Raw genomic sequence first — 24,085 nt, 5'->3', positions numbered from 1 at the left:
GCGGGGGCCGGAGCGCCGGTCCCGCATCCAGTGAGGAAAGGCCGGCCCGCCCGTGACGCAGCCGTTTCAACTGCCGGAGTTCTACGTGCCCTACCCCGCACGCCTGAACCCCCACCTGGAGAGCGCGAGGGCCCACAGCAAACGATGGGCACGGGCCCTCGGAATGCTGGAGGGCTCCGGCGTCTGGGAGGAATCGGACCTGGACTCGCACGACTACGCGCTGCTCTGCTCGTACACCCACCCCGACTGCGACGCCGACGCCCTGTCCCTGGTCACCGACTGGTACGTGTGGGTGTTCTTCTTCGACGACCACTTCCTGGAGATGTTCAAGCGTTCCCAGGACCGGGCCGGCGCCAAGGCCTACCTCGACCGGCTGGCCGCCTTCATGCCGATGGACCTGACGGAAGGTTTCCCCGAGGCCACCAACCCCGTCGAGGCGGGGCTCGCCGACCTGTGGGCGCGTACGGTCCCCGCCATGTCGGCCGACTGGCGGGAACGGTTCTCCCTCTCCACCAAGAACCTGCTCGACGAGTCCATGTGGGAGCTCGCGAACATCGGCATCGGACGGATCGCGAACCCCCTCGAATACATCGAGATGCGCCGCAAGGTCGGCGGCGCCCCCTGGTCGGCCGGGCTGGTCGAGTACGTGTCGGCCGAAGTCCCCGCGCGGGTGGCGCACTCACGGCCCCTGGGCGTCCTGCGCGACGCCTTCTCCGACGCCGTGCACATCAGGAACGACCTCTTCTCCTACCAGCGCGAGGTCGAGGACGAGGGCGAACTCTCCAACGCCGTCCTGGTACTGGAGACCTTCCTCGGCTGCACCACCCAGGAGGCCGCCGACCTCTCCAACGACCTGATCACCTCCCGGCTCCAGCAGTTCGAGCAGACCGCGCTCACCGAACTCCCCCGGCTCTTCGCCGATCACGCCCTGACCCCGGCCGAGATCGCGGCCGTACTGGCCTACACCAAGGGCCTCCAGGACTGGCAGTCCGGCGGCCACGAATGGCACATGGCCTCCAGCCGCTACATGAACGAAGGTGCCCGGGCCACCGGCCGGCTGGCCCTGCCCTTCCTCCCCGCCGGGCTCGGCACCAGCGCCTTCGACCTGGGCTCGGTCTTCACCCGGCGCTCGATGGAACTGCGCCGCCGGTCCTTCAGCCACGTCCCCTTCGAGAAGACCGGCCCGTCCGTCATCCCGGACATCCACATGCCCTACGCGCTGTCCCTCAGCCCGCACCTGGACGACGCCCGCGAGGGGCTGGTGCGATGGTGCCGGGGGATGGGGCTGCTGGACCCCCAGCCCGGGGACCCGGGCTCGGCGATCTGGGACGAACGCAAGATGCGCGGCTTCGACTTCGCCCTCTGCTCGGCCGGCATCGACCCGGACGCCACCCCGGAAGCGCTGCTGCTGAACGCCTCCTGGCTGGCCTGGGGGACGTACGCGGACGACTACTACCCGCTGGTGTTCGGGCAGACGGGGAACCTCGCCGCCGCGAAGGCGGCCACCGCACGGCTGGTCGCGATGATGCCGCTGGACCCCGGCGGGACGGCGCCGGTACCGGTCATCGCGATGGAACGTTCACTCGCCGACCTGTGGCTGCGCACCTGCCGGGGCATGACGCCGGCCGCCCGCGCCGAGTTCCGGGCCACCATGGTGAGCATGCTGGACAGCTGGGTGTGGGAGGTGGAGAACCAGTTCCACCACCGCATCCCGGACCCGGTGGACTACGCCGAGATGCGCCGGCGCACCTTCGGCGCCCAGATGACGATGTACATGTGCCGGCTCGGCCAGGACGGCCGGGGCATCCCCGACCAGATCTACCGCTCGGGGACCATCCGGTCGCTGGAGAACGCGGCGGCCGATGCCGGCGCCCTCGTCAACGACGTCTTCTCCTACCAGAAGGAGGTGGAGTTCGAGGGCGAGGTGCACAACCACGTCCTCGTCACCCGGAACTTCTTCGACATCGGATACCCCGAGGCCCTGCACATCTGCCACTCCCTGATGACGCAGCGCATCGAGGAGTTCCAGCACATCGTCGCGCACCAGCTGCCCGTGCTCTACGACGACTGGCAGCTGGACGCCGACGCCCGCGCCGGGCTCGACGCGTACGTCGGCGAGCTCCAGGACTGGCTCGCCGGGGTCCTGCACTGGCACCGGATGACGAGCCGTTACCGCGAGGAGAACCTGCACCGGCCCGGCGACGCCCTGTCCACCGGCATCCTCTCCGGCGGCTTCGGCATGTCGGCGGCGCGGATCGGCCCGGCCGCCCGATCCTGAAGGCCGCGGGGGCGGTCCGCTCGCCCGCCCCCGCACTCGCCGGCCGCCCGCACCGGCCGTTCGCGACCGCCGTCAGAACTCGTCGGACGTGTGCGGCAGTCGCCCGGGGTACAGGGCCGCGTCCAGGGCCGCCGCCGCGCCGGGAGTGTGCTCGGCCACCAGCCCGGCCGCCACCAGCTCTCCGAGGCGGGTCCCGCCCAGGTAGCAGGCGGCCAGCTCCCGTACGTCCAGGGTGAGATCGGGGGCCGCGCGGGCCGTCTCGTACGCCGCCCCGCCCGGCCCGGCCTTGAGCCGGAACCGCCCGGCGTTCGCGGGCAGCCCGGTGTCGGAGACTTCCAGTACGAGTTCCACGGGCGCGGCCCACGACCGCCCGGTCAGCGCCGCCCGTACGTCGACCAGCCGCAGCCACAGCGCGGGGTACTGGGCGGTGACCCGGACCTGGTCCCGGTCGGCGGCGAAGTGCAGCAGCGGGTCGTCGAGGGGGCGCCCCCACGCGGACACCCTGCCGGTCAGGTCGAGGGAGGCCAGGCACTGCCACAGCGCGGCGGCCACCGCCGGGGTGGCGGCCTCGAGTTCGTCGACGCGGACCAGGCCCGGGCTGCGGGCGGGTGCGCCGTCGTCCTCGTGCTTGGTGCGGTAGAGGACGTAGCCCGCCACCGGTTCCCCCGGTTCCCCGACGGCGATGATCCTGGGCGGGCTCAGCTCCTCGTCCTCCTCGTCCTGTTCGCAGAGCCACTCCTCGGCCCAGCGCCGCGCGCTCCGGGTCGGCCGTCCGGCCCGGGTCCGGCGGGCGGCCTCGTGGAACGGCGCGATGACGGTGAGGGCCTCGTCCGGGTCCACCAGCCGCAGCGGGCGTGGATCGGGGTCGATGCGCAGGGCGAGCGGCCGGGTTGAGTCGATCTCGATGGTGAGGCCCTGGGTGGCGGAGCCGAAGCCGAAGCGGCCGTAGATGGCCGCCTCGGAGGCCCACAGGGCGACGAGCGGGCTGCCCTGGGCGGCTGCGCGGCGCAGCTGTTCGTCCATGAGCGCGGTGAGGACACCCCGGCGGCGGTGGGTGGGGGCGACGGAAACGAAGGTGAGGCCGGGGCAGGCGAGGTCGGTGCCGCCCGGGACCGAGAGGCGGAAGGAGTGGGCCGCCATGAAGCCGGCCAGTGCGTCGCCGTCGTAGGCGCCGAGGCGTCGGCAGCGGGTGAGCAGGGAGTGGTGCCGCTCGCGCGCCTCCGGTTCGGGCCGGTCGTGGAAGACCAGGTAGGCGAGCTCCTGGGCGCGGTCGACGTCGGCCTCGGGTACCTCGCGGATGTCCACCATGATCGGGAGACTAATCGGTCATCGCGGACTGCTCACACCATAATGGCCGGATCTGCCCGTCCGGCCGGACCCGGTGCCGGGTCCGGCCGGTCCGGGGGCTTGCCGTCAGCGGCTCTCGGGGCCGGTCCAGCCCGCGGGGACGTGGCCGATTCGGATCCGCTGGGGGTGGTCGCCGACGGGGACGGAGACCCGCTTGGCCCCGGTGGCGAAGTCGATGGCGGTGACCTGGTCGGCGCCGCTCTCGGAGATCACGCAGGCGGTGCCGTCGCCGTCGACGGTGGCCCAGTAGGGCTTGGCGGCGGGGACGAGCGGCCCCTCGGCGAGGGTGGCCCGGTCGACGACGGTGGCGTAGTCGTCCATGGTGCCCGCGACGCAGAGCCTGCTGCCGTCGGGGCTCATGGACATGCCGTGGTGGCGGGAGTCGTTGACCCACTTGGTGCGGTCGGTGGTGGTGGCGGGGTTCTCCGGGAGGGTCTTGACGCGGGTGATCCGGTCGGAGGCCACGTCGTACTCGAGGAATCCGTTGAAGAAGGAGACCTGGAAGTAGAGCTTGGACTCGTCGGGGCTGAGGGAGACCGGCCGTACGGCGTCGGAGAGGTCCTTGCGGCCGAAGGCGTCGAGGCGTTCGCGCATGTCGATGACGCGGACGGTGCGGAAGGTCCGGGTGTCGACGACGGTGATCTTCCGGTCACCCTTGGTCCAGTCCAGCCAGGGTGCGTCGAGGGCGGAGGTGACGTCGCCGATGGCGCTGTTCCAGAGGTAGCGGCCGCCCTCGGTGAAGACGTTCTCGTGGGGCTTGTCGCCGGTGGTGAAGGATCCGGCCTCCCGGCCGGTGGCGATGTCCAGGACGTGGACGGTGTTCGCGGTGGAGGCGGAGACGGCGACGCGGGTCCCGTCGGGCGAGACGGCCATGTGGTCGGAGCGGTACCCGGCCACGGGGAAGCGCCAGTTGATCCGTCCGGAGCGCACGTCGATGGAGACGACGTCGGCGAAGCTGGGGCGGGAGACCACGACGGCGGAGCCGTCGGGGGTGGTGTACATGTCGTCCACGAACTGGTCGTGGCCCTCCCCGGCCGTGGCGCGGATCCCGAGGAAGAAGCCGAGCCTGACGGGGTTGAGGTAGATCTCGCGGAGCCGTTCCTCCTTGTCGGGGACGACGTTGATCCGGCCCACGCGGGCGAGGTCGCCTGTGGAGGCGAGGACGTCGGCGGTGCCCTCCCAGTTGTTGCCGACGAAGAGCACCTCGCGCAGGCCCGCGGCCGGGGGCGTCGCGGCCTGGGAGGCGGGGGCGGGGACGGCCGCGAGGCCTGCCATCGCCAGGGCGGCGCCGATCAGGCGCAGGGTGCGTGCAGGGGTACGGCCGGTCCGGGACATCCGCTCAACTCCGATACGGGGAGGCGCTGTTACCGGCCGGTAAAATAGGCGGGACGGCAAGAAGGCGCAACCCCCGCGGGGCCGCGCCTTCTGTTACGCGGGAGGGCCGCCCCTTCAGGCGACCGAGCCGATCCTGCCGGCCACCGCGTCCGAGCTGTCGTGGTGGATCGGGATGTGCGCGCCGGCGAGGGCCGCGCCGCTGCCGCCGCGGCGGTTCGCGACGATCTCGGCGGCGATGGACAGCGCGGTCTCCTCCGGGGTGCGGGCGCCGAGGTCCAGGCCGATCGGGGAGCGCAGGCGGGCCAGTTCGAGCTCCGTCACGCCGACCTCGCGCAGCCGCTTGTTGCGGTCCTCGTGGGTGCGGCGGGAGCCCATGGCGCCGACGTAGGCGACGGGGAGCCGGAGGGCCAGTTCGAGGAGCGGTACGTCGAACTTGGCGTCGTGGGTGAGGACGCAGAGCACGGTCCGGCCGTCCACCTGGGCGCTCTCCAGGTAGCGGTGCGGCCAGTCGACCACGATCTCGTCGGCCTCGGGGAAGCGCTTCTTCGTGGCGAAGACGGGCCGGGCGTCGCACAGCGTCACGTGGTAGCCGAGGAACTTGCCGATCCGCACCAGGGCGGAGGCGAAGTCGATGGCACCGAAGACGATCATCCGCGGGGGCGGGACGCTGGACTCGACGAGGACCTTGAGCGGCTCTCCGCAGAGCCGGCCGTCGGCGCCGATCTCCAGCACGCCGGTCCGGCCGGCGTCCAGCATGGCGCGGGCCTCTTCGGCGATGGTGCGGTCCAGCTCCGGGTGGCCGCCGAAGCCGCCCTCGAAGGAGCCGTCGGGGCCGACCACCAGGGCGCGGCCCGTCAGCTCGGCCGGGCCTTCGGCGATCCGGGCCAGCGCGGACGTCTCGCCCCGGGCCGCGGCGCGCAGCCCGCCGGCCAGCACCTCCCGCAGCGGGGATCCGACCGGAACCGGGGTCACCAGGATGTCGATGACTCCGCCGCAGGTCAGGCCCACGGCGAAGGCATCGTCGTCGCTGTAGCCGAAGCGCTCCGTGACGGTCTCGCCGTCCTCGATCGCCTGCCGGCACAGCTCGTACACCGCGCCCTCCACGCATCCGCCGGAAACCGATCCGATGGCCGTGCCCTCGCTGTCGACGGCGAGCGCTGCCCCGGGCTGCCGGGGGGCACTCCCGCCGACCGCCACCACGGTGGCGACGGCGAAGTCCCGTCCCTGCTCGACCCACCGGTTCAGTTCTTCGGCGATGTCCAGCATGTGCGGCCTCCTCGGAGAGGGTGTCGGATTCCAGTATCGGGTGCGCGGGGGGTGCGGGCCGCTGGAGGGCGGCCGGAGCCGCCCCGGGTCAGCTGACCCCGAGCCAGCCCTCGATCGGGTGGAGCGCGTAGAAGACCAGGAAGACACCGGTCAGCGCCCACATGAAGCCGCCGATCTCACGGGCCTTGCCCTGAGCGACCTTGATGGCGGTGTAGGAGATGACGCCGGCGGCGACGCCGGCGGTGATCTGGTAGGTGAACGGCATGATCACGACGGTCAGGAAGACCGGGATCGCGGTCGCGCTGTCGGACCAGTCCACGTGGCGGGCGTTCTGCATCATCATCGCGCCGATGACCACCAGGGCGGCGGACGCGACCTCACCGGGGACGATCTGCGTGATCGGGGTGAAGAAGAGGCAGGCGGCGAAGAAGAGGCCGGTGATGACGGAGGCGAAACCTGTGCGGGCACCCTCGCCGACGCCGGTCGCGGACTCGACGAACACGGTCTGGCCGGAGCCGCCCGTGACGCCACCGATGGCGCCACCGGCGCCGTCGATGAAGAGCGCCTTGGACAGGCCCGGCATGCGGCCCTTGTCGTCGGCGAGCTTGGCCTCGGTGCCGACGCCGATGATGGTGGCCATCGCGTCGAAGAAGCCGGCGAGCACCAGCGTGAAGACGATCATGCCGATCGTCATGACGCCGACGTCGCCCCAGCCGCCGAACTCGACGTCGCCGAAGAGCGAGAAGTCGGGCATGGAGACCGCGGAGCCGTTGAGCGCCGGCGGGCCGCTGCGCCAGGCCTTGGCGTCGATGTCCGCCACGGCGTTGAGGACGACCGCCAGGACGGTGCCGCCGATGATGCCGATCAGGATCGCACCGGGGACCCGGCGGGCCTGGAGCATGAAGATGGCCAGCAGCGTGAGGCAGAAGAGCAGGACGGGCCAGCCGGCGAGCTCGCCGGCGGGACCCAGGGTGACGGGACCGCCGACCTGCGAGGCGTGCACGAAGCCCGCCTTCACGAGGCCGATCAGGGCGACGAACATGCCGATGCCCATGGTGATCGCGTGCTTGAGCGCGAGGGGGATGGCGTTCATGATCATCTCGCGGAGGCCGGTGACGACCAGGAGACAGATCACGACGCCGTACATCACGCACATGCCCATGGCCTGCGGCCACGTCATCTGCGGGGCCACCTGCGAGGCCAGGACGCCGGAGACGGACAGGCCGGCGGCCAGCGCCAGCGGGACCTTGCCGACGAAGCCCATGAGCAGGGTGGTCAGGGCCGCGGCGAAGGCGGTGGCCGTGATCAGCGCCTTCTGGCTCATCGTGTCGCCGGCGGCGTCCTTGCCGGAGAGGATCAGCGGGTTGAGCAGGAGGATGTACGCCATGGCCATGAAAGTCGTGATGCCGCCACGAATTTCATTGCCGACGCTCGACCCTCTATGGGTGATGTGAAAGTAACGGTCGAGCCAAGAACGCCCCGCGGGGTTCAGAGAGCCGTCGCCGGCCTCTTCCGCGGTGGTCTTGGGCTCCACAGACGACTGGGTCATGGTGCCTAACTCCCAAGGTTCAAAGGGGCACCCGCATAAAGATTGGAGACGCGGGATTTGGGAAACTGCGTTGGCTGCACGACCCGGGGTGACGGCCCGAGGCGACGCGAAATGTGCACTGCGTGTACTGCGGGTAGTGCGGGGTGACCGCTGGTACTACGTGGGGGTTTCGCAGGGGTTCTGCGGGTGACGCTGACCGCGAGCGGTGCGGTACTGGTGCGTGGTGCTCCGGGCGGCGCGGCGTGAAGTGTGACGTTCCCGGACCGCGCCGCCCGGAAATCCGGGGTGTGACGGTCCGGGGGCCTTGGGCCCCCGGACCACGCCGTCCTAAAGGGTGCCGGTGAGGGCTTCCGGACGGATCGGCGTCTTGTTGAGCTCCAGACCCGTCGCCTGCCGGATCGCCGCGAGGACGGCCGGGGTGGACGAGAGGGTCGGGGCCTCGCCGAGACCGCGAAGGCCGTATGGCGCGTTCGGGTCGGCCAGCTCGAGGACGTCGACCGGGATGGTCGGGGTGTCCAGGATGGTCGGGATCAGGTAGTCCGTGAAGGAGGGGTTGCGCACCTTCGCGGTCTTCGGGTCCACGATGATCTCTTCCATGACCGCCACGCCGAGACCCTGGGTGGTACCACCCTGGATCTGGCCGACCACGGAGAGCATGTTCAGCGCCTTGCCGACGTCCTGGGCGGTCGCCAGCTCGACGACCTTGACGAGGCCGAGCTCGGTGTCCACCTCGACGACCGCGCGGTGCGCGGCGAAGGTGTACTGGACGTGGCCGTCGCCCTGGCCGGTGACCAGGTCGAAGGGGACGGTCGGGCGGTGGCGGAACTCGAGCTCGAGGTCGATCGGGTCCTCGCCCTCCAGGATGTCCGCCAGGTCCGCGAGCACCTCGCCGCCGTCGGTGACGACCTTGCCGCCCTCCAGGAGCAGCTCGGCGGTCGCCCACGCCGGGTGGTAGGAGCCGTTCTTGCGGCGGCCGATCTCGAGGACGGCCTCGCGGACGGCCTCACAGGTGTTCTTCACGGCGCCACCGGTCATGTACGTCTGCCGGGAGGCGGACGTGGAACCGGCGGAGCCGACCTGCGTGTCGGCCGGGTGGATGGTCACCTGCGTGACGCCCAGCTCCGTACGGGCGATCTGCGCGTGGACGGTGACACCGCCCTGGCCGACCTCCGCCATGGCCGTGTGGACCATCGCGACGGGCTCGCCGTTGATGACCTCCAGGCGCACCCGGGCGGTCGAGTAGTCGTCGAAGCCCTCGGAGAAGCCGACGTTCTTGATGCCGACCGCGTAGCCGACGCCGCGGACGACGCCCTCGCCGTGCGTGGTGTTGGACAGACCGCCCGGCAGCGCGCGGACGTCCGCGCCCTCGCCGGCGCTCTCCCACTGGCGCTCCGGCGGCAGCGGGCGGGCCTTGACCCGGCGCAGCAGTTCGGCGACCGGGGCCGGGGAGTCCACGACCTGGCCGGTGGGCATGATCGTGCCCTGCTCCATGGCGTTGAGCTGGCGGAACTCGACCGGGTCCATGCCCAGCTTCGCCGCGAGCTTGTCCATCTGGGCCTCGTACGCGAAGCAGGCCTGGACGGCGCCGAAGCCGCGCATCGCGCCGCAGGGCGGGTTGTTCGTGTAGAGCGCGATCGCCTCGATGTCCACGTCGTCGATGACGTACGGGCCCACCGAGAGGGAGGACGCGTTGCCGACGACGGCCGGGGAGGCCGACGCGTAGGCACCGCCGTCGAGCACGATCTTGCACTTCATGTGCGTGATCTTGCCGTCCTTGGTGGCGCCGTGCTCGTAGTACAGCTTCGCCGGGTGGCGGTGCACGTGGCCGAAGAAGGACTCGAAGCGGTTGTAGACCATCTTGACCGGCTTGTTGGTCGCGAGGGCCAGCAGGCAGGCGTGGATCTGCATCGAGATGTCCTCGCGGCCGCCGAAGGCACCGCCGACGCCGGAGAGCGTCATGCGCACCTTCTCCTCGGGCAGGCCGAGGACGGGGGCGATCTGCTTGAGGTCCGAGTGCAGCCACTGGGTGGCGACGTACAGGTCGACGCCGCCGTCCTCGGACGGCACGGCGAGACCGGACTCGGGGCCGAGGAAGGCCTGGTCCTGCATGCCGAAGGTGTACTCGCCCTCGACGATGACGTCGGCGCGCTTGCGCGCCTCTTCCACGTTGCCGCGGATGATCGGCTGGCGGTGCACGATGTTCGGGTGCGGGACGTGACCGGCGTGGTGGTCGTCGCGGCCCTCGTGGATCAGCGGCGCGTCGGCGGCGAGGGCGGAGGCCTCGTCGGTGACGAGCGGCAGCTCACGGTAGTCGATCTTGATCTTGGCCGCGGCGCGGCGGGCGGTCTCCGGGTGGTCGGCGGCCACGAGGGCGACCGGCTCACCGTGGTGGCGTACCCGGCCGTTGGCGAGGACCGGGGTGTCCTGGATCTCGAGACCGTAGTTCTTCATCTCGGCCGGCAGGTCCGCGTACGTGAGCACGGAGTACACGCCGGGGGTGGCGAGCGCCTCGGAGATGTCGATGGACGCGATCTCGGCGTGGGCGACGGTGCTGCGCAGGGTCTGGCCCCACAGCATGTCCTCGTGCCACATGTCCGAGGAGTACGCGAACTCGCCGGTGACCTTGAGCGTGCCGTCGGGGCGCAGCGTGGACTCGCCGATGCCGCCCTTGTTGTGCTTCTGAGTGACGTTCGTCGGCGTACCGGAGGGCGTGGTGCGGGTGTTGGCCATGATCAGACAGCCTCTCCCTGACGGGCGGCCGCGAGGCGGACCGCGTCGAGGATCTTCTCGTAGCCCGTGCAGCGGCAGAGGTTGCCGGACAGGGCCTCACGGATGTCCTGGTCGGACGGGTCGGCGTTGCTCTCCAGGAGGGCGTCGGCCTGGACCAGCAGACCCGGGGTGCAGAAACCGCACTGGACGGCGCCGGCGTCGATGAACGCCTGCTGGATGTTGGAGAGCTCGGCGCCCTCACCGGTCTGGGAGTCGGTGCCCTTGGCGGACCACTGCTTGGCCTCGTCCGTGGAGACGCCCTGGGAGCCGCCGCACGCGCCGGTGCCGCAGGCGTGGCCGTGCGCGTCGCGCTGCTTGGCGAAGTCCGCCAGGCCCTCGACGGTCACGACGTCGCGGCCCTCGACCTGGCCGGCCGCGACCAGGCAGGAACAGACCGGCACTCCGTCGAGACGGACGGTGCAGGAACCGCACTCGCCCTGCTCGCAGGCGTTCTTCGAGCCGGGAAGGCCCAGACGCTCGCGCAGCACGTAGAGGAGGGATTCGCCCTCCCACACGTCGTCGGCTTCCTGCGGACGACCGTTGACAGTGAAATTGACGCGCATGGTTACGCAGCCCCTTCAAGCGAGCGGCCGTTGTCGCCGCGGTACTGCTCCCACGTCCAGACGAGCTGACGGCGAGCAAGGATGCCAACCGCGTGACGGCGGTACTTCGCCGTGCCGCGGACGTCGTCGATCGGGTTGCACGCGCCGGAGGCGAGCTCACCGAACTGCTTGGCGATCGACGGGGTGATGACCTTGCCGTTGTCCCAGAAGCCGCCCTCTTCGAGCGCGGCGTTCAGGAACTCCTCCGCGGCCTTGGCCCGGATCGGGGTGGGGGCGGCGGAGGCGATGCCCGTACGCACGGTGCGGGTGTCGGTGTGCAGCGCGAGGCCGAAACCGCAGACGGCGATGACCATCGCGTTGCGGGTGCCGACCTTCGAGTACTGCTGCGGGCCCGTGGCGTTCTTGATGTGGACCGTCTTGATGAGCTCGTCGGCGGCGAGCGCGTTGCGCTTCACACCGGTGTAGAACTCGTCGATCGGGATGAGGCGGGTGCCGCGCACCGACTCGACCTCGACGTGGCAGTCGGCGGCGAGCAGGGCGGGGTGGGAGTCACCGGCGGGCGAGGCGCAACCGAGGTTGCCGCCGACACCGCCGCGGTTGCGGATCTGCGGGGACGCGACCGTGTGCGAGGCGAGCGCGAGACCCGGCAGCGTACCGCGCAGGTTCTCCATGATCTGGGTGTACGGGACGGAGGCGCCGAGCTTGGTGACCTCCTCGCCGACCTCCCACTCCCGCAGCAGCTCGATGCGGTTGAGGTCCAGGAGGTATTCCGGACGGCGGTGATCGAAGTTGATCTCGACCATGATGTCGGTGCCACCCGCAATCGGCACAGCTGTGGGGTACTCGGCCTTCGCGGCGAGTGCCTCCTCCCAGCTGGCGGGGCGAAGGAAGTCCATGTCGGCTCTCTTCTTCTTAGTCGGGTCGTTCACTTCAAGCCAGGAGGCCGAAGGGCCCTCGACTGGTCGTTCACGTGCTGTTAACGCGGTGTGGAGCCAGTACACAAGCCCGGCGTCCCTCGGGTGCAGTCACCGAAACCATGAAGGAGTTGGCTGGCGGCCTCCTTCGTCTTGTAGATTCGTATGAAAGGCAGGATGCGACGACCTGCCCGATTTCCAACGGCAACATTCGAGACAGATCGGCGGCGACATCATGCGGCTGCGCGCACTGCTGGAAACCGAGGCGCTGGGGCTGCGGCTGCTGGGCGGCGAGGAAGAACTCGACCGGACGGTCCGCGGGGTCATGACGACCGACCTGAGGGATCCCAGCCGATACCTGTCGGGGGGAGAACTTGTCCTCACGGGGCTGGCATGGCGAAGAAATTCAGCCGACTCCGAGCCATTCGTACGAATCCTCGCGAGCGCGGGAGTGGCGGGCCTCGCGGCCGGCGAAGCGGAACTGGGAGACATCCCCGACGATCTGGTTTCAGCCTGTCGGCGCAACCGGCTCCCGCTCTTCGCGGTGAACGAGGACGTCGCGTTCGCCACCATCACGGAATACGTGGTGCGGCAGGTTTCCGGGGAACGCGCGGGCGACCTGGCGGCGGTCGTGGACCGCCACCGGCGTCTGATGACCTCGGGCCCCGCGGGCGGCGGACCCGATGTGGTGCTGGATCTGCTCACCACGGACCTCGATCTGCGGGCCTGGGTGCTCTCGCCCACCGGACGGCAGATCGCCGGGGCCGGCGAGCCGCTCGCTCCGGGCATCTGCGCGGCGCTGGCCGGCGAACACCTCGCGGCGGTCCGGACCGGCCGCAGGGGTCCGCACCGGATGTCCATCCAGGGTATTACGTACTCCCTCTTCCCGATCAGGGGACACGGCCGGGGCCCGGCCGCCGCAGCGCGTGACGTGCGCGAGAGCGTGCTGTCCGACTGGCTGCTGGCCGTCGAGGCGGACGCGGGCGACTGGCCCGCCGAGCGCCTGGACCTGCTCCAGGGCGTCACCCAGCTCATCGCGGTGGAGCGGGACCGCCGCGACGCGGCCCGCACGGTGCGCCGCCGCCTGGCGCAGGAGGTGCTGGAGCTGGTCCAGACGGGCGCTCCGCCCGCCGAGATCGCCGCCCGCCTGCGGGTGGCCGCGCCCGTCCTGCTGCCCGGCCTGGGCGGCGCCCCGCACTGGCAGGTCGTCGTGGCGCGGGTGGACTGGGAGGGCGGGGACATCCCCGGCGGCCCGGTGGCCCAGTCGCTGCTGGAGGAGATCCTGGTCGACCCGTCGATGGCCGGACCCGAACCGTCCGACCGGATCGCGGTGGCCCATGCGGGTGACGAGGCGATCGCCCTAGTGCCGCTGCCCGCGCTCTCCGGCGACGCCGGCGAGGACAAGGGCCCGGACTCCGCCCTGCACGCCGACGTGCTCCTGGCGGCCGTACGCGCGCCCCTGGCGGCCGGCCTGGCCGACGACGGCCGGCTCACCCTCGGCGTCAGCGCGGCCGTGCACTCCGCCGAGGGGCTGCGCGGGGCGCTGGAGGAGGCCCGGCACGCCCGCCGGGTCGCGGCGGCCCGGCCCGGCCGGGTCTGCGCGGCCGGCCACCACGAGCTGGCCTCGCACGTCCTGCTGCTGCCGTTCGTGCCGGACGACGTCCGCCGCGCCTTCACGGCCCGCCTGCTGGACCCGCTGCGCGACTACGACCGCAGGCACCGGGCGGAGCTCATCCCGACCCTGGAGGCGTTCCTGGACTGCGACGGCTCCTGGACGCGCTGCGCGACGCGGCTGCACCTGCACGTCAACACGCTGCGCTACCGGGTCGGGCGAATCGAGCAGCTGACGGGCCGGGACCTTTCGCGCCTGGAGGACAAGCTCGATTTCTTCCTCGCGCTGCGCATGAGCTGACCAATTCCCTGATCGCGGGGGGTGGTCCCGGGAGGGGCCGGGCCGGGCCGGCTGACGAGCCGTCCGGACTTTGTGAAAGAGTTCACCCGACCCCTTGGCCGATGCGCCCGATCCGTGCTCTCATTTCGCCCCAGGGCTCAACGACGTGCTGCTTGGTTGCTTCGGGGAGGGCACTGTGGCGGATACCGCCATGTCCGGTGCGGGATCTACGGGGGGCGACGACCCCCTCCAGCGGGCGATATGGCGGCTGCGCTCGCGCGGCTGTTGGACGGACGCGGCGGCCCTGCTGACGCCGCACGCGGACGAGGCGGGGGCGGCGGTGCAGCGCACCGCGCTCCTGGTGGAGCGGTGCCTGTTCACCGGCCAGGGCTGGTCCGACGCGGAGGACGCGCTGCGGGTGGCCGAGGCCGTGGCCCACGACGACGACGAACGGGGCGCGGCGGCCTGCGAGCGGGGCCAGCTGGCGTACGCGGCGACCGTGCTCGGCGTACGGGACCGGGCGGACGAGGCCCGCTCGGCGCTGGGCCGCGCGGCCGCCCTGCTGTCCCCCGGGTCGCGGACGCGCCCGCTGCTGGACTTCCGGCGGGGGCTGGTCGCCGAGCACCTGGCGGACGCCCCGCAGGCGGCCCGGCCGGCGTACCACCGCGCGCACACGGGCGCGTTGGCCCACGGGGACACGCTGCTGCTGTCCTTCACGTGGCGCCACCTCGCCGCACTGGCGCTGCGGGACGGCGAGGTCGCCGAGGCCCGCAAGGGCTTCTCGGAGTCCCTGCGGATCCGGGAGGACCTGGGGTTCCTGGTCGGCACGGCCCCCGCACTGGCGGCGCTGGCCGAGGTGGAACCGGAGCCCGAGGCCGCCCGGCTGCGCGCGGAGGCCCGGCGCCTGTTCCACCTGCTGGGCGGCATCCCGACATGGCTGGCGGACCAGCTGGCCCCGGCGGCATAGGGCGGCGCAGGGAGCGCCGCGTGGGCGTGGGCCGGCATCCCGGCGGCGTCGCGTGCCTCAGGCGGCCGCCGCCATCCCAGGCGGGCGTCGCGCCCTCAGGCGGGTGTCCGGGCATCCCAGGCGGGCGTCGCGACCCTCAGGCGGGCGTCGGCATCCCAGCCGGGCTCGGCCGCTCCAGCCGGGCATCGAGCCCCAGCCCTGCGTCGGCGGTCTCATGCCCGCGTAGACGGTCCAAGGCCGGCGTCGGCGTCTCAGACCCGCGTCGGGGGTCCAAGGCCGACGTCGGGAGTCCAAGGCCGGCGTCGGCGGTCTCAGGCCGGCGAGCCCGCGAAGTGCTCGCGTACGAGCGACTCCACCACCAGGAGGTCCTGCGCGATCAGGGCCTCCAGCAGGGCCGAGTGCTCGGCCGCGTCGGCCACCAGGTCGGCGCGGCGCACGCGCGGGGCGCCGGGCAGGGGCCACTGGGCGCGCCGGTGCAGTTCCTCCGCGATCTGCGCCAGCTGGCCGTTGCCCGACAGGGAGAGCACGGCCCGGTGGAAGGCCCGGTCGGCGTCCGCGTACCGGGGCAGGTCCCCCTCGGCGGCGGCCTCGGCGGTGGCGAGGGCGGCCGGACGCAGGGACTCCCAGGTCGCGGCGGGTACCGAGCGGGCCAGCCGGAGCATCACGGGCACTTCGATCAGGGCCCGGACCTCGGACAGTTCCGCCTGGGTGCGCGGCGTGCGGCTCAGCACCCGGAAGCCCCGGTTGGGCAGGCATTCCACCGCCCCCTCCAGCGCCAGCTGCTGCATCGCCTCGCGGACGGGGGTCGCGGAGACCCCGAACCGCTCGCCGAGCGCGGGGCCCGAGTAGATCTCCCCCGGCGCCAGCTCCCCGTCCACGAGGGCGGCACGCAGCGCTTCGAGGACCTGTCCGCGCACCGAATGGCGCAGCACCTTCTGCGGCGGGATCAGGGGCTTGCCGGGCGCCGCCTGCGCCGCCGGTCCTTCCGGCTCTTCCGGCTCTTCCGACACCAGGGCATGGGCCGCTTCGTGCACTCGGTCCTCCTCCGGGTCTCGACCGGTTCCGAGGATAGGTGACGGGCCGGCGGGCGTCGCGGACGCGAACTGCGGGGAGGAACCGGGCGGTCCCGGCCTCCCCACACCACCGGAGATCCGTTAAGGTAAGGCTTACCTTCTCTCTCACGACGTGCGATTCGGTGGTCCGCCATGCCCGGCTCGGCTGTTCCCGCCCCGCTCCCGTCCGCATCCGCCCCGGCCGGCTCTCCGGTGGCACGTGCGTACGAGCGCCTGGCGGCCGCCCATCCAGGCCTGCGGGCCGAGGAGCGCGGCGCGCACGAACCCCTCCCTCGCGGTGCGGGCTGGGTCGGCGCGCACGAGCTCGCGGCGGGCGGCGAGGCCCTGGACGCCCACCTCGCCTGGGACGAGGCCCAGGTCCTGCGGGACCACGGGCGCCGGGGCCGGCCCGACGTGGTGGCCGGCTTCGGGCTCCACCGGTACGCCTGGCCGGCCTGCCTGCTGATCACCGTTCCGTGGTTCCTGGAGCGCCGGGTGCCCCGGCTGCCCGTGGACCGGGTGGCCTTCCACCGGACCCAGGGGCGGATGTCCGTACGGGTGGAGGAGTTCGCCTGCCTGCCGGACGACCCGGCGGCCTCCCTCCCCGGGGCACGGGTCGTGCCCGGCGAGGAGGCCCTGCGCGAGGAGGTGCGGGCAGCGGTGGCCCAGCACCTCGGACCGCTGCTGGAAGGTTTCGGCCCGCGGATGCGCCGCGGCCGCCGCGCGCTGTGGGCGATGGCCGCCGACGAGGTGGTCGAGGGGCTCTGGTACGTCGGGAGCCTGCTCGGCGAGGAGCGGCGGGCCGTGCGCGAGCTGGAACTGCTGCTGCCGGGCGCGCTCGCCCCGTACACGGCCGGCGCCGGCTTCCGGGCCCTCGCCGGTGCCGGCGGGGCGGAGATCACCACCCGGGACCGGGCGAGCTGCTGCTTCTTCTACACGATCCGCCCGGAGGACGCCTGTACGACCTGCCCGCGCACCTGCGACGCGGACCGCGTCACCCGGCTCACGGCGGCCACCGGCTGAACCCACTCGTACGGATGAAGTGGATTCGAACTCAACCCCTCCTGCACGAGCGCCAGTTCGACCCACAACACCCTATCCGACGGGACCCGCCCCCCGATGGCGTCCACTTGCCCCGAAACCCACGTGCACCACTGACCGGCTGCGCCACTATGGCGCCCGGAAAGCCGCATACGCGAGGCAAGGGACATCCGCATGAGACTGACCGACATATCGCTGGACTGGCTGCTGCCCGGCAGCCTGTTGATCCTGGGCGTGCTTGCGGCAGTGGCGGTGCTGGCCCGGGGCAAGCGTGAGGGCGAGAAGGCGGCGGCCGAGGACAGCTGGGAACGCAGCGAGGAACGCCGCCGCCGCAAGGAGGCCGTCTACGGGACCGCCTCCTACGTCCTGCTCTTCTGCTGCGCGGCGGTGGCCGCCGCGCTCTCCTTCCACGGGCTGGTCGGCTTCGGCCGACAGAACCTGAACCTCACCGGAGGCTGGGAGTACCTGGTCCCCTTCGGTCTCGACGGCGCCGCCATGTTCTGCTCGGTGCTCGCCGTCCGCGAGGCCAGCCACGGCGACGCGGCCCTCGGCTCCCGGATGCTGGTCTGGCTGTTCGCCGGGGCGGCGGCCTGGTTCAACTGGGTGCACGCACCTCGGGGTTCGGGCCACGACGGGGCACCGCAGTTCTTCGCCGGGATGTCGCTCTCGGCGGCGGTGCTCTTCGACCGGGCCCTCAAGCAGACCCGCCGCGCGGCACTGCGCGAGCAGGGCCTGATCCCCCGCCCGCTGCCGCAGATCCGCATGGTCCGCTGGCTGCGGGCGCCCCGGGAAACCTTCGGCGCCTGGTCGCTCATGCTGCTGGAGGGGGTGCGCACCCTCGACGAGGCGGTGGACGAGGTGCGCGAGGACAAGAAGGAGCGCGAACAGGACCGGCACCGCAGGCGGGAACAGCACCGCCTGGACCGCGCCCACATCAAGGCGCTGGGCCGGCAGAACAGGGCCTTCGGGCGGCCCCGGGGACGTCAGGTCGACCTGCCGGGGCTCGCTCCCGGGTCGGGCTCCGCGCCGGTCGGCGCGGAGCCCGCCATATCGGAAGCGGGACAGCTGCCCCTGCGCCGAAGGCCCTCACTGCAGGCCGTGAACGGAACCGAACCCCTTGATCCGCCCGGCCCCCGGACGGTGGACCTCACCGCCGAGGACGACACCCAGACGATCCCCCGGCTCGACTCCCTGGAGCGCAAACTGAAGGACCTGGAGCAGCAGTTCGGCTGACCGGACCGCGTGCACGGAGGCGGGGTGCCCCCGGGGTGCCCCGCTGCCGCACGCTCAGGCCCGGCCCGTGCCCGTCACCCCCAGATCGAACCAGACCACCTTGCCGCGCCCCGGCCCGAGCGGGTCCACGCCCCAGTCGTCGGCCAGCGCCTGCATCAGGACCAGTCCGCGGCCGTGCGTACCGTCGTCGGCGGACGGTACGTACGGCCGGGGCAGGAGTGCGACGTGGTCGCGGACCTCGACCCGGAGGCGGCCGCCCCTGAGGCTCGCGGACACCTCGGCACCCTGTTCGGTGTGCACGAGGGCGTTGGTGACGACCTCGGTGATCAGCAGTTCGGCCACGTCGGCCGTCTCGCCGCGGCAGCGGTGCCGCAGCAGCTCCCGCAGGGCCCGGCGCACCTCGCCCACGGCCTTCAGGTCGGCCCGGCGCACGCTGCGCGTCATCTCGGCGCGGTCCTGCCCGGCGCCCGTCGACGGCTCCCGCGCCAAGGGCCCTTCGGTCCTCCACGTCTTTCCGGTCTTCGCCCCCACCCGCACGGCGACATACCTCCCCGTATAGCGCTGCCCGTGGTCTCGAACAGGTCTACGGAATGCATGCCCCTGGCGACGGTCCGCACTCCTTCGGGCTCAAGGCCTGGGCACGTTGCGGAGGTTGGAACGAGCCATGTGGACCATCCGGCCGACCCCGCCGTCCAGCACGATCTTGCTTGCGGACAGTGCGAATCCGGTCACCATCCCGGCGCTGATCTTCGGCGGGATCGACAGGGCGTCGGGGTCGGTCACCACGTCCACCAGCGCGGGCCCCTTGTGCCGGAACGCGTCCTTCAAAGCGCCCGTGAGCTGCTTGGGCTTCTCCACCCTCACCGCGTAGGCGCCCGCCGCGCGGGCGATCGATGCGAAGTCCGGATTGTGGTTCGTCGTTCCGTACGAGGGAAGGCCGGAAACCATCATCTCCAACTCCACCATGCCCAGGGAGGAGTTGTTGAAGAGAACCACTTTGACGGGCAGGTCGTACTGCACCAGGGTGAGGAAATCTCCCATCAGCATCGAGAAACCGCCGTCACCCGACATCGACACCACTTGACGGCGGCGGTCCGTGAACTGTGCGCCGATGGCCTGCGGGAGGGCATTGGCCATGGAGCCGTGGCTGAAGGAGCCGATGATGCGCCGCTTGCCGTTCGGGGAAAGATAGCGCGCCGCCCAGACGTTGCACATGCCCGTGTCCACGGTGAACACCGCGTCATCGTCGGCCAGTTCGTCGAGCACGGAGGCCACGTACTCGGGGTGGATCGGCATGTGCTTCTCCACCTTGCGCGTGTACGCCTTCACCACCCCCTCCAGCGCGTCCGCGTGCTTCTTCAGCATCCGGTCCAGGAAGCGGCGGTCCTCCTTGGGCCGCACCCTCGTGTTCAGCGCGCGCAGGGTCTCCCGCACGTCCCCCCAGACCGCGAGGTCCAACTGGGAGCGGCGGCCGAGATGTTCGGGCCGGATGTCCACCTGGACGATCTTCACGTCGTCGGGGAGGAAGGCGTTGTACGGGAAGTCCGTGCCGAGCAGGACCAGCAGGTCGCACTCGTGCGTGGCCTCGTAGGCGGCACCGTAGCCCAGCAGACCGCTCATACCGACGTCGTACGGATTGTCGTACTGGATCCATTCCTTGCCGCGCAGGGCGTGGCCGACGGGGGCCTTGACCCGGCCGGCGAACTCCATGACCTCGGCGTGCGCGCCCGCGGTACCGCTGCCGCAGAAGAGCGTCACCCTGCCGGCCTCGTCGACCAGCCGGACCAGCTTCTCGATCTCCTCGTCGCCGGGCCGTACGGTCGGCCGGGCCGTCACCAGGGCGTGCTCCACCGCCTTCTCCGGAGCCGGCTGCGCGGCGATGTCCCCGGGCAGCGCGACGACGCTGACACCGCCGCGGCCGATGGCGTGCTGGACGGCGGTCTGGAGCAGCCGGGGCATCTGCGCCGGGTTGGAGATCAGCTCGCTGTAGTGGCTGCACTCGCGGAACAGCTGGTCGGGGTGGGTCTCCTGGAAGTAGCCGAGCCCGATCTCGCCGGAGGGGATGTGCGAGGCGAGCGCGAGGACGGGGGCCATGGAGCGGTGGGCGTCGTACAGGCCGTTGATCAGGTGGAGGTTGCCGGGCCCGCAGGAGCCCGCGCAGGCGGCGAGCCGGCCGGTGATCTGGGCCTCGGCGCCCGCCGCGAACGCGGCCGTCTCCTCGTGGCGGACCTGGATCCACTCGATGCCACCCGTCCGGCGGATCGCGTCGACGACGGGGTTCAGGCTGTCGCCGACGACTCCGTACATCCGGCGCACGCCCGCGCGCACGAGGATGTCCACGAACTGCTCCGCCACGTTCTGCTTGGCCATGGAAGGCGCCCTTTCCGGTTCCTCGCGAGCCGTGTGCGCCTTCCATCCACGCACGTCCCGCCCGGCTACGCCTCCCAGAGCGCGACGGCCGTCCGGTCGTCGGCGTAGCCCTTGAGGCGGAGCTGGGCGTCCGCGAGGAAGGCCGCCAGGCCCGGCGGCTCCCCCTGCGACCAGCGGGCGGCGAGCTCGGCCGGGAGCAGGCTCTCCTCCCGCATCGGCTCCGCGAGGCCGCCGGAGCAGAGCAGCAGGGTGTCACCCGGGCGGGCCACGGACGCCCGGAACCGGAAGGCGCCGCCCGGCGCCCCGGTGGCCGGATCGGCGCCCTCCAGGTCCTGCCAGCGGCCGGCGCGCAGCCGGAAGGCCCCGCCCGCACCGGCACCGAAGGAGACCCGGTGGGGGCAGTGCGGGTCCAGGGGCAGCAGGAGCCCGCGCAGCCCGGCGGTGTACGCCTCCTCCGAGAGCCCGAGTTCGGCGGCGCGGGCCCGCAGCCGCCCGTAACCCCGGTCGGTGAGGCGCTGGAGCCCCGACAGCAGGGCCTCGCGCCGGCCCGCCCGGATGTCCTCGGCCAGCCGCTCCCGGCTGCGCCCGACGGCCGCCGCGACGAGGTGGCCCAGCTCGGCGGCGGCCTCGCGGGCGCCGGGCGCGGACCGGTCCCCGCCTGCCAGGACCACCAGCACGAGCGCTTCGTCGCCGCTGCCGAAGCGGGCGGTGAGCAGGAAGTCCCGCCGGGCCTCGCCCCGGTAGCGGGCGGAGTCCCCGCGCAGCGAGGCGGCCCGCAGGGTGTACGTGCCGTAGCGGGCGCCCTCCAGGACGGTGTCCGGGGTCAGGAAGTCGAGCGCGGCAGGGTCGGCCGCGGGCAGTGCCCCCGGCTCGGCGGCGTAGGTGGGGGCGCGGTCCCCGAGGTGGCGCACCGCGGGCCGCTCCGGCTCGGGCCCCCGTTCGGGTGGCGGGGCGCAGCCCGGGCCGGGCGCCGGCGGCACGGCCACGTCCCCCCGCGCGTACCCGGTCTCGCCCTCCACCCGCCGATCGGCCGCGGGGGGCGTCGTGCGCTGCGGGGGCAGGGGCGGGGCCGGGGGCGGCTCGGCGATGCGGTAGCCGGGCGGCGGCGCGGCCGGCGGCGGTACGGACGGCAGCCCCTGGGGGGCCGCAACCGCCGGCGGCGGCTGCCCATGCCCGGCGCCGACGGACACATCGGGCGGCTCCCGCCGGGGACCCGGCAGCGGGGGCCCGGCCGGCTCCGGGCCGGCCACCAGGACCGACGCCGAGCGGAAGCGCTGGTCCAGGGTCTCCCCCGGGTCGGGGGCGGGACCCTCCTCGGGGTCCTCGTACAGCTTCTGCCACCAGTCCTCGGCGCCCTGCTGACTCATGCCCCCATTCTCGGCCCGACCGGGCGACGGAAAACCCCGAATGCACGAAAAGGACCCCCTGGGCCACCACCCGGTGAACCCCTCCCGCCCCACCCCGCCGTCGGACGCTTCGCCCTCACCGGGCGAAACCACCTCATCCACCCCGCAAAGGGAGCCGCGGGGGAGCCGCCGTGACGGTGGAGCCGGGGATGCGGCGAAGATGGCAGCGGCGGGTTCGCGCCGTGGCCGCTCCCCGCCGGGAACGGCTTCCGGGGAGTGGGGTGGACGGGTTGCTGGGAGCGATAGGCCTGGACGAGGGCCAGGAATCGGCGTACCGCGCGCTGGTGGCACTGGGGGCGGCGGAGGTGCCCGACCTGGCACACCGGTTGACGCTGCCCGTGCCGCAGACCGAGCGGGCACTGCGGCACCTGGAACGCCACGGCCTCGCGGCCCGGTCCTCGGCACGCCCGGGCCGCTGGGTGGCGGCGCCGCCGGACGTCGCCCTCGGAGCCCTGCTGACGCAGCAGCGGCAGGAACTGGAGCGGGCCGAGACGGCCGCGGCGCTGCTCGCGCGCCAGTACCAGGCGGAAGCGGCCGAACCCTCCGTGCACGACCTGGTGGAGGTGGTGACGGGCGCGAGCGCCGTGGCCCACCGCTTCCTCCAGCTCCGACTGGGCGCGACGGAAGAGGTCTGCGCGCTGGTCAGCGGCCGGCAGGGGGCGGTGACCGGGCTGGACCACGAAGCCGCCGTACGGGGCGTCGAGTACCGGGTGGTCATCGAGCGCGAGGTGCTCACTCTGCCCGCCGGTATGCGGGAGGCCTCCAGCGCGCTGGCCCGCGGCGAACGGATCCGGGTGACGGGCGCGGTCCCCACGAAGCTGGTGATCGCGGACCGCACCCTCGCCATGGTCCCGCTGACGGCCCGCGGGGCGGAGCCGACGGCCCTGGTGGTGCACGCGTCGGGCCTGCTCGAATCGCTGCGCGGCCTCTTCGAGGCGGTGTGGCGGGAGTCCCTCCCCCTGAGGCTGGGCGTCACGGGCCACCCCGAGGAGAGCGACGGCGGCCCCGACACCACCGACCTGGAGATCCTCTCCCTGCTGCTGGCCGGGATGACGGACGCGAGCGTGGCCAAACACCTGGACCTGGGCCTGAGGACGGTCCAGCGGCGCGTGAAGGGGCTGATGGAGCTGACGGGCGTGACCACCCGGCTCCAGCTCGGCTGGCACGCGTACGAACGGGGCTGGGTGGCCCGATAGGCGGGGGTCGGTCACGCTGAGCCCATGGATCTGCCTCAGCTGCTCCTGGTGGGGCTGGTGCTGCTGCTCGGGGTGCTGGGGGTGCTGGTCCCGGGAGTGCCGGGGACGTGGCTGGTCTGGGCGGGGCTGCTGTGGTGGTCCCTGCACGAGCGCGCCGCCGCCGCATGGGCGGTCCTGGTCGCCTCGACGGCCCTGCTGCTGGTCGTGCAGGTGGTGAAGTGGCAGCTGCCGCCGCGACGGCTGCGGAGTGTCGGGGTCACCCGCCGCATGGCGGCGTACGCGGGCGCGGGCGCGGTGGCCGGCTTCGTCCTGCTGCCGGTGCTCGGGGCGGTCCCGGGCTTCATGGGCGGCATCTACCTCTCCGAACGCCGCCGGCTGGGCACGCACGGCGAGGCGTGGGCGTCGGTCCGGGCGGTGATGCGGGCGGTGGGGACGAGCGTCCTGGTGGAGCTTTTCGCGTGTCTCCTGGTCACGGCGGCGTGGCTGGGAACGGTACTGGCCGGGTAGCCGGGCCACCGCTGCGCGGGGCCGAAGTCCCCTACCCACCCTTCGCCCGTTCCCCGAGGCTCCGCCCCGGCCCCCGCGCCTCAAACGCCGGCGAGGCTGAAGTTGCCGACCGAGCTGGATCCGCACACCTGCGCGGGCAAAGCCACGGGCGGGCGGCCGGACGACGGACGTGAGGGGCGGGGACGGGGTGGGGTGTCGTCCGGGGCTAAAACGAGATGAATTCGGCGCGCGGTCCCTCGCACAACCGGATCCGGAACAGGCGCCGAACATCGAAGCCCGCCCCGGACGACACCCCCCCCCCCCCCCCCCCCCCCCCCCCCCCCCCCCCCCCCCCCCCCCCCCCCCCCCCCCCCGCCCCCCCCCCCCCCCCCCCCCCCCCCCCCCCGGGGTCCGGGGCGGCG

18 protein-coding genes are annotated in these 24,085 nt (G+C 72.7%); 7 read left to right on the top strand and 11 right to left on the bottom strand.

Going from position 1 to position 24,085, the window contains the following annotated elements:
• Window positions 1-52 precede the first annotated feature (52 nt).
• On the top strand, window positions 53-2,278 hold the full coding sequence (locus ACFY7H_RS31780; protein WP_388945401.1) for a germacradienol/geosmin synthase: 2,226 nt from the start codon (window positions 53-55) through the stop codon (window positions 2,276-2,278).
• 72 nt (window positions 2,279-2,350) lie between these two features.
• Here the strand turns inward: ACFY7H_RS31780 and ACFY7H_RS31775 are convergent, their stop codons facing one another.
• The 7 genes from ACFY7H_RS31775 to ACFY7H_RS31745 all read right to left on the bottom strand — a co-directional run bounded on the left by ACFY7H_RS31775 (window position 2,351) and on the right by ACFY7H_RS31745 (window position 12,003).
• Window positions 2,351-3,586, bottom strand: a complete 1,236-nt coding sequence (locus ACFY7H_RS31775) for a GNAT family N-acetyltransferase (protein ID WP_388945398.1) — start codon at window positions 3,584-3,586, stop codon at window positions 2,351-2,353.
• A gap of 105 nt (window positions 3,587-3,691) precedes the next feature.
• A complete protein-coding gene (locus ACFY7H_RS31770; protein WP_388945395.1) occupies window positions 3,692-4,960 on the bottom strand; it encodes a YncE family protein in 1,269 nt (422 codons plus the stop codon).
• A gap of 114 nt (window positions 4,961-5,074) precedes the next feature.
• Window positions 5,075-6,226, bottom strand: coding sequence for an XdhC family protein (locus ACFY7H_RS31765; protein ID WP_388945393.1), 1,152 nt, complete (start codon window positions 6,224-6,226; stop codon window positions 5,075-5,077).
• An 88-nt stretch (window positions 6,227-6,314) separates the two neighbouring features.
• A complete protein-coding gene (locus ACFY7H_RS31760) occupies window positions 6,315-7,775 on the bottom strand; it encodes an NCS2 family permease (RefSeq protein WP_388945390.1) in 1,461 nt (486 codons plus the stop codon).
• Between the two features lie 327 nt (window positions 7,776-8,102).
• Window positions 8,103-10,505, bottom strand: a complete 2,403-nt coding sequence (locus ACFY7H_RS31755) for a xanthine dehydrogenase family protein molybdopterin-binding subunit (protein ID WP_388945387.1) — start codon at window positions 10,503-10,505, stop codon at window positions 8,103-8,105.
• Window positions 10,506-10,507: 2 nt separating this feature from the next.
• Entirely contained in the window at window positions 10,508-11,107 is a 600-nt protein-coding gene (locus tag ACFY7H_RS31750; RefSeq protein ID WP_388945384.1) for a (2Fe-2S)-binding protein, read from the bottom strand.
• Between the two features lie 2 nt (window positions 11,108-11,109).
• Window positions 11,110-12,003: an FAD binding domain-containing protein gene (locus ACFY7H_RS31745; protein ID WP_388945381.1), complete on the bottom strand. Its 894-nt coding sequence runs from the start codon at window positions 12,001-12,003 to the stop codon at window positions 11,110-11,112.
• A gap of 253 nt (window positions 12,004-12,256) precedes the next feature.
• Here ACFY7H_RS31745 and ACFY7H_RS31740 point away from each other — a divergent pair, with 253 nt between their 5' ends.
• Both ACFY7H_RS31740 and ACFY7H_RS31735 read left to right on the top strand, forming a co-directional pair.
• Window positions 12,257-13,933, top strand: coding sequence for a PucR family transcriptional regulator (locus ACFY7H_RS31740; RefSeq protein ID WP_388945378.1), 1,677 nt, complete (start codon window positions 12,257-12,259; stop codon window positions 13,931-13,933).
• Between the two features lie 190 nt (window positions 13,934-14,123).
• Window positions 14,124-14,879 carry a hypothetical protein gene (locus ACFY7H_RS31735; protein ID WP_388945459.1) on the top strand — a complete coding sequence of 252 codons (756 nt, stop codon included), beginning with the start codon at window positions 14,124-14,126 and terminating at the stop codon, window positions 14,877-14,879.
• Between the two features lie 311 nt (window positions 14,880-15,190).
• On the opposite strand, the gene ACFY7H_RS31730 is transcribed toward ACFY7H_RS31735, so the two are convergent.
• Window positions 15,191-15,829, bottom strand: coding sequence for a GntR family transcriptional regulator (locus tag ACFY7H_RS31730; RefSeq protein WP_388945457.1), 639 nt, complete (start codon window positions 15,827-15,829; stop codon window positions 15,191-15,193).
• Window positions 15,830-16,084: 255 nt separating this feature from the next.
• Between ACFY7H_RS31730 and ACFY7H_RS31725 the strand changes: the two genes are divergently transcribed.
• Entirely contained in the window at window positions 16,085-16,954 is an 870-nt protein-coding gene (locus ACFY7H_RS31725; protein ID WP_388945375.1) for a (2Fe-2S)-binding protein, read from the top strand.
• A gap of 192 nt (window positions 16,955-17,146) precedes the next feature.
• Entirely contained in the window at window positions 17,147-18,205 is a 1,059-nt protein-coding gene (locus tag ACFY7H_RS31720; protein WP_388945371.1) for a DUF2637 domain-containing protein, read from the top strand.
• Between the two features lie 54 nt (window positions 18,206-18,259).
• On the opposite strand, the gene ACFY7H_RS31715 is transcribed toward ACFY7H_RS31720, so the two are convergent.
• The 3 genes from ACFY7H_RS31715 to ACFY7H_RS31705 all read right to left on the bottom strand — a co-directional run bounded on the left by ACFY7H_RS31715 (window position 18,260) and on the right by ACFY7H_RS31705 (window position 21,942).
• Window positions 18,260-18,649, bottom strand: coding sequence for an ATP-binding protein (locus ACFY7H_RS31715; protein WP_388945368.1), 390 nt, complete (start codon window positions 18,647-18,649; stop codon window positions 18,260-18,262).
• Between the two features lie 183 nt (window positions 18,650-18,832).
• Window positions 18,833-20,575 (bottom strand): pyruvate dehydrogenase, encoded by a 1,743-nt coding sequence (locus ACFY7H_RS31710; protein ID WP_388945365.1) that lies wholly within the window; start codon window positions 20,573-20,575, stop codon window positions 18,833-18,835.
• A 65-nt stretch (window positions 20,576-20,640) separates the two neighbouring features.
• The gene (locus tag ACFY7H_RS31705; protein ID WP_388945362.1) at window positions 20,641-21,942 is read right to left on the bottom strand and encodes a protein phosphatase 2C domain-containing protein; all 1,302 of its coding nucleotides are present in this window, start codon (window positions 21,940-21,942) and stop codon (window positions 20,641-20,643) included.
• Between the two features lie 269 nt (window positions 21,943-22,211).
• On the opposite strand from ACFY7H_RS31705, the gene ACFY7H_RS31700 reads away from it, so the two are divergent.
• Window positions 22,212-23,177, top strand: coding sequence for a helix-turn-helix domain-containing protein (locus tag ACFY7H_RS31700; RefSeq protein ID WP_388945454.1), 966 nt, complete (start codon window positions 22,212-22,214; stop codon window positions 23,175-23,177).
• A 24-nt stretch (window positions 23,178-23,201) separates the two neighbouring features.
• Entirely contained in the window at window positions 23,202-23,684 is a 483-nt protein-coding gene (locus tag ACFY7H_RS31695) for a DUF456 domain-containing protein (protein WP_388945359.1), read from the top strand.
• Window positions 23,685-24,085 lie beyond the last annotated feature (401 nt).

It is taken from the genome of Streptomyces sp. NPDC012794 (assembly GCF_042901085.1).
Classification (GTDB): Bacteria; Actinomycetota; Actinomycetes; order Streptomycetales; family Streptomycetaceae; genus Streptomyces.
The sequence above is the reverse complement of the archived record's forward strand: the minus strand, read 5'-3'. Positions and strand labels throughout refer to the sequence as shown.

Excerpts from the sequence above, each read along its gene's own strand:
- ACFY7H_RS31720 (WP_388945371.1), top strand. The coding sequence starts at position 17,147 with ATGAGACTGACCGACATATCGCTGGACTGGCTGCTGCCCGGCAGCCTG.
- ACFY7H_RS31745 (WP_388945381.1), bottom strand. The coding sequence starts at position 12,003 with ATGGACTTCCTTCGCCCCGCCAGCTGGGAGGAGGCACTCGCCGCGAAG.
- ACFY7H_RS31705 (WP_388945362.1), bottom strand. The coding sequence starts at position 21,942 with ATGAGTCAGCAGGGCGCCGAGGACTGGTGGCAGAAGCTGTACGAGGAC.
- ACFY7H_RS31765 (WP_388945393.1), bottom strand. The coding sequence starts at position 6,226 with ATGCTGGACATCGCCGAAGAACTGAACCGGTGGGTCGAGCAGGGACGG.
- ACFY7H_RS31710 (WP_388945365.1), bottom strand. The coding sequence starts at position 20,575 with ATGGCCAAGCAGAACGTGGCGGAGCAGTTCGTGGACATCCTCGTGCGC.
- ACFY7H_RS31740 (WP_388945378.1), top strand. The coding sequence starts at position 12,257 with ATGCGGCTGCGCGCACTGCTGGAAACCGAGGCGCTGGGGCTGCGGCTG.
- ACFY7H_RS31725 (WP_388945375.1), top strand. The coding sequence starts at position 16,085 with ATGCCCGGCTCGGCTGTTCCCGCCCCGCTCCCGTCCGCATCCGCCCCG.
- ACFY7H_RS31755 (WP_388945387.1), bottom strand. The coding sequence starts at position 10,505 with ATGGCCAACACCCGCACCACGCCCTCCGGTACGCCGACGAACGTCACT.
- ACFY7H_RS31760 (WP_388945390.1), bottom strand. The coding sequence starts at position 7,775 with ATGACCCAGTCGTCTGTGGAGCCCAAGACCACCGCGGAAGAGGCCGGC.
- ACFY7H_RS31750 (WP_388945384.1), bottom strand. The coding sequence starts at position 11,107 with ATGCGCGTCAATTTCACTGTCAACGGTCGTCCGCAGGAAGCCGACGAC.
- ACFY7H_RS31770 (WP_388945395.1), bottom strand. The coding sequence starts at position 4,960 with ATGTCCCGGACCGGCCGTACCCCTGCACGCACCCTGCGCCTGATCGGC.
- ACFY7H_RS31695 (WP_388945359.1), top strand. The coding sequence starts at position 23,202 with ATGGATCTGCCTCAGCTGCTCCTGGTGGGGCTGGTGCTGCTGCTCGGG.
- ACFY7H_RS31735 (WP_388945459.1), top strand. The coding sequence starts at position 14,124 with ATGTCCGGTGCGGGATCTACGGGGGGCGACGACCCCCTCCAGCGGGCG.
- ACFY7H_RS31775 (WP_388945398.1), bottom strand. The coding sequence starts at position 3,586 with ATGGTGGACATCCGCGAGGTACCCGAGGCCGACGTCGACCGCGCCCAG.
- ACFY7H_RS31715 (WP_388945368.1), bottom strand. The coding sequence starts at position 18,649 with ATGACGCGCAGCGTGCGCCGGGCCGACCTGAAGGCCGTGGGCGAGGTG.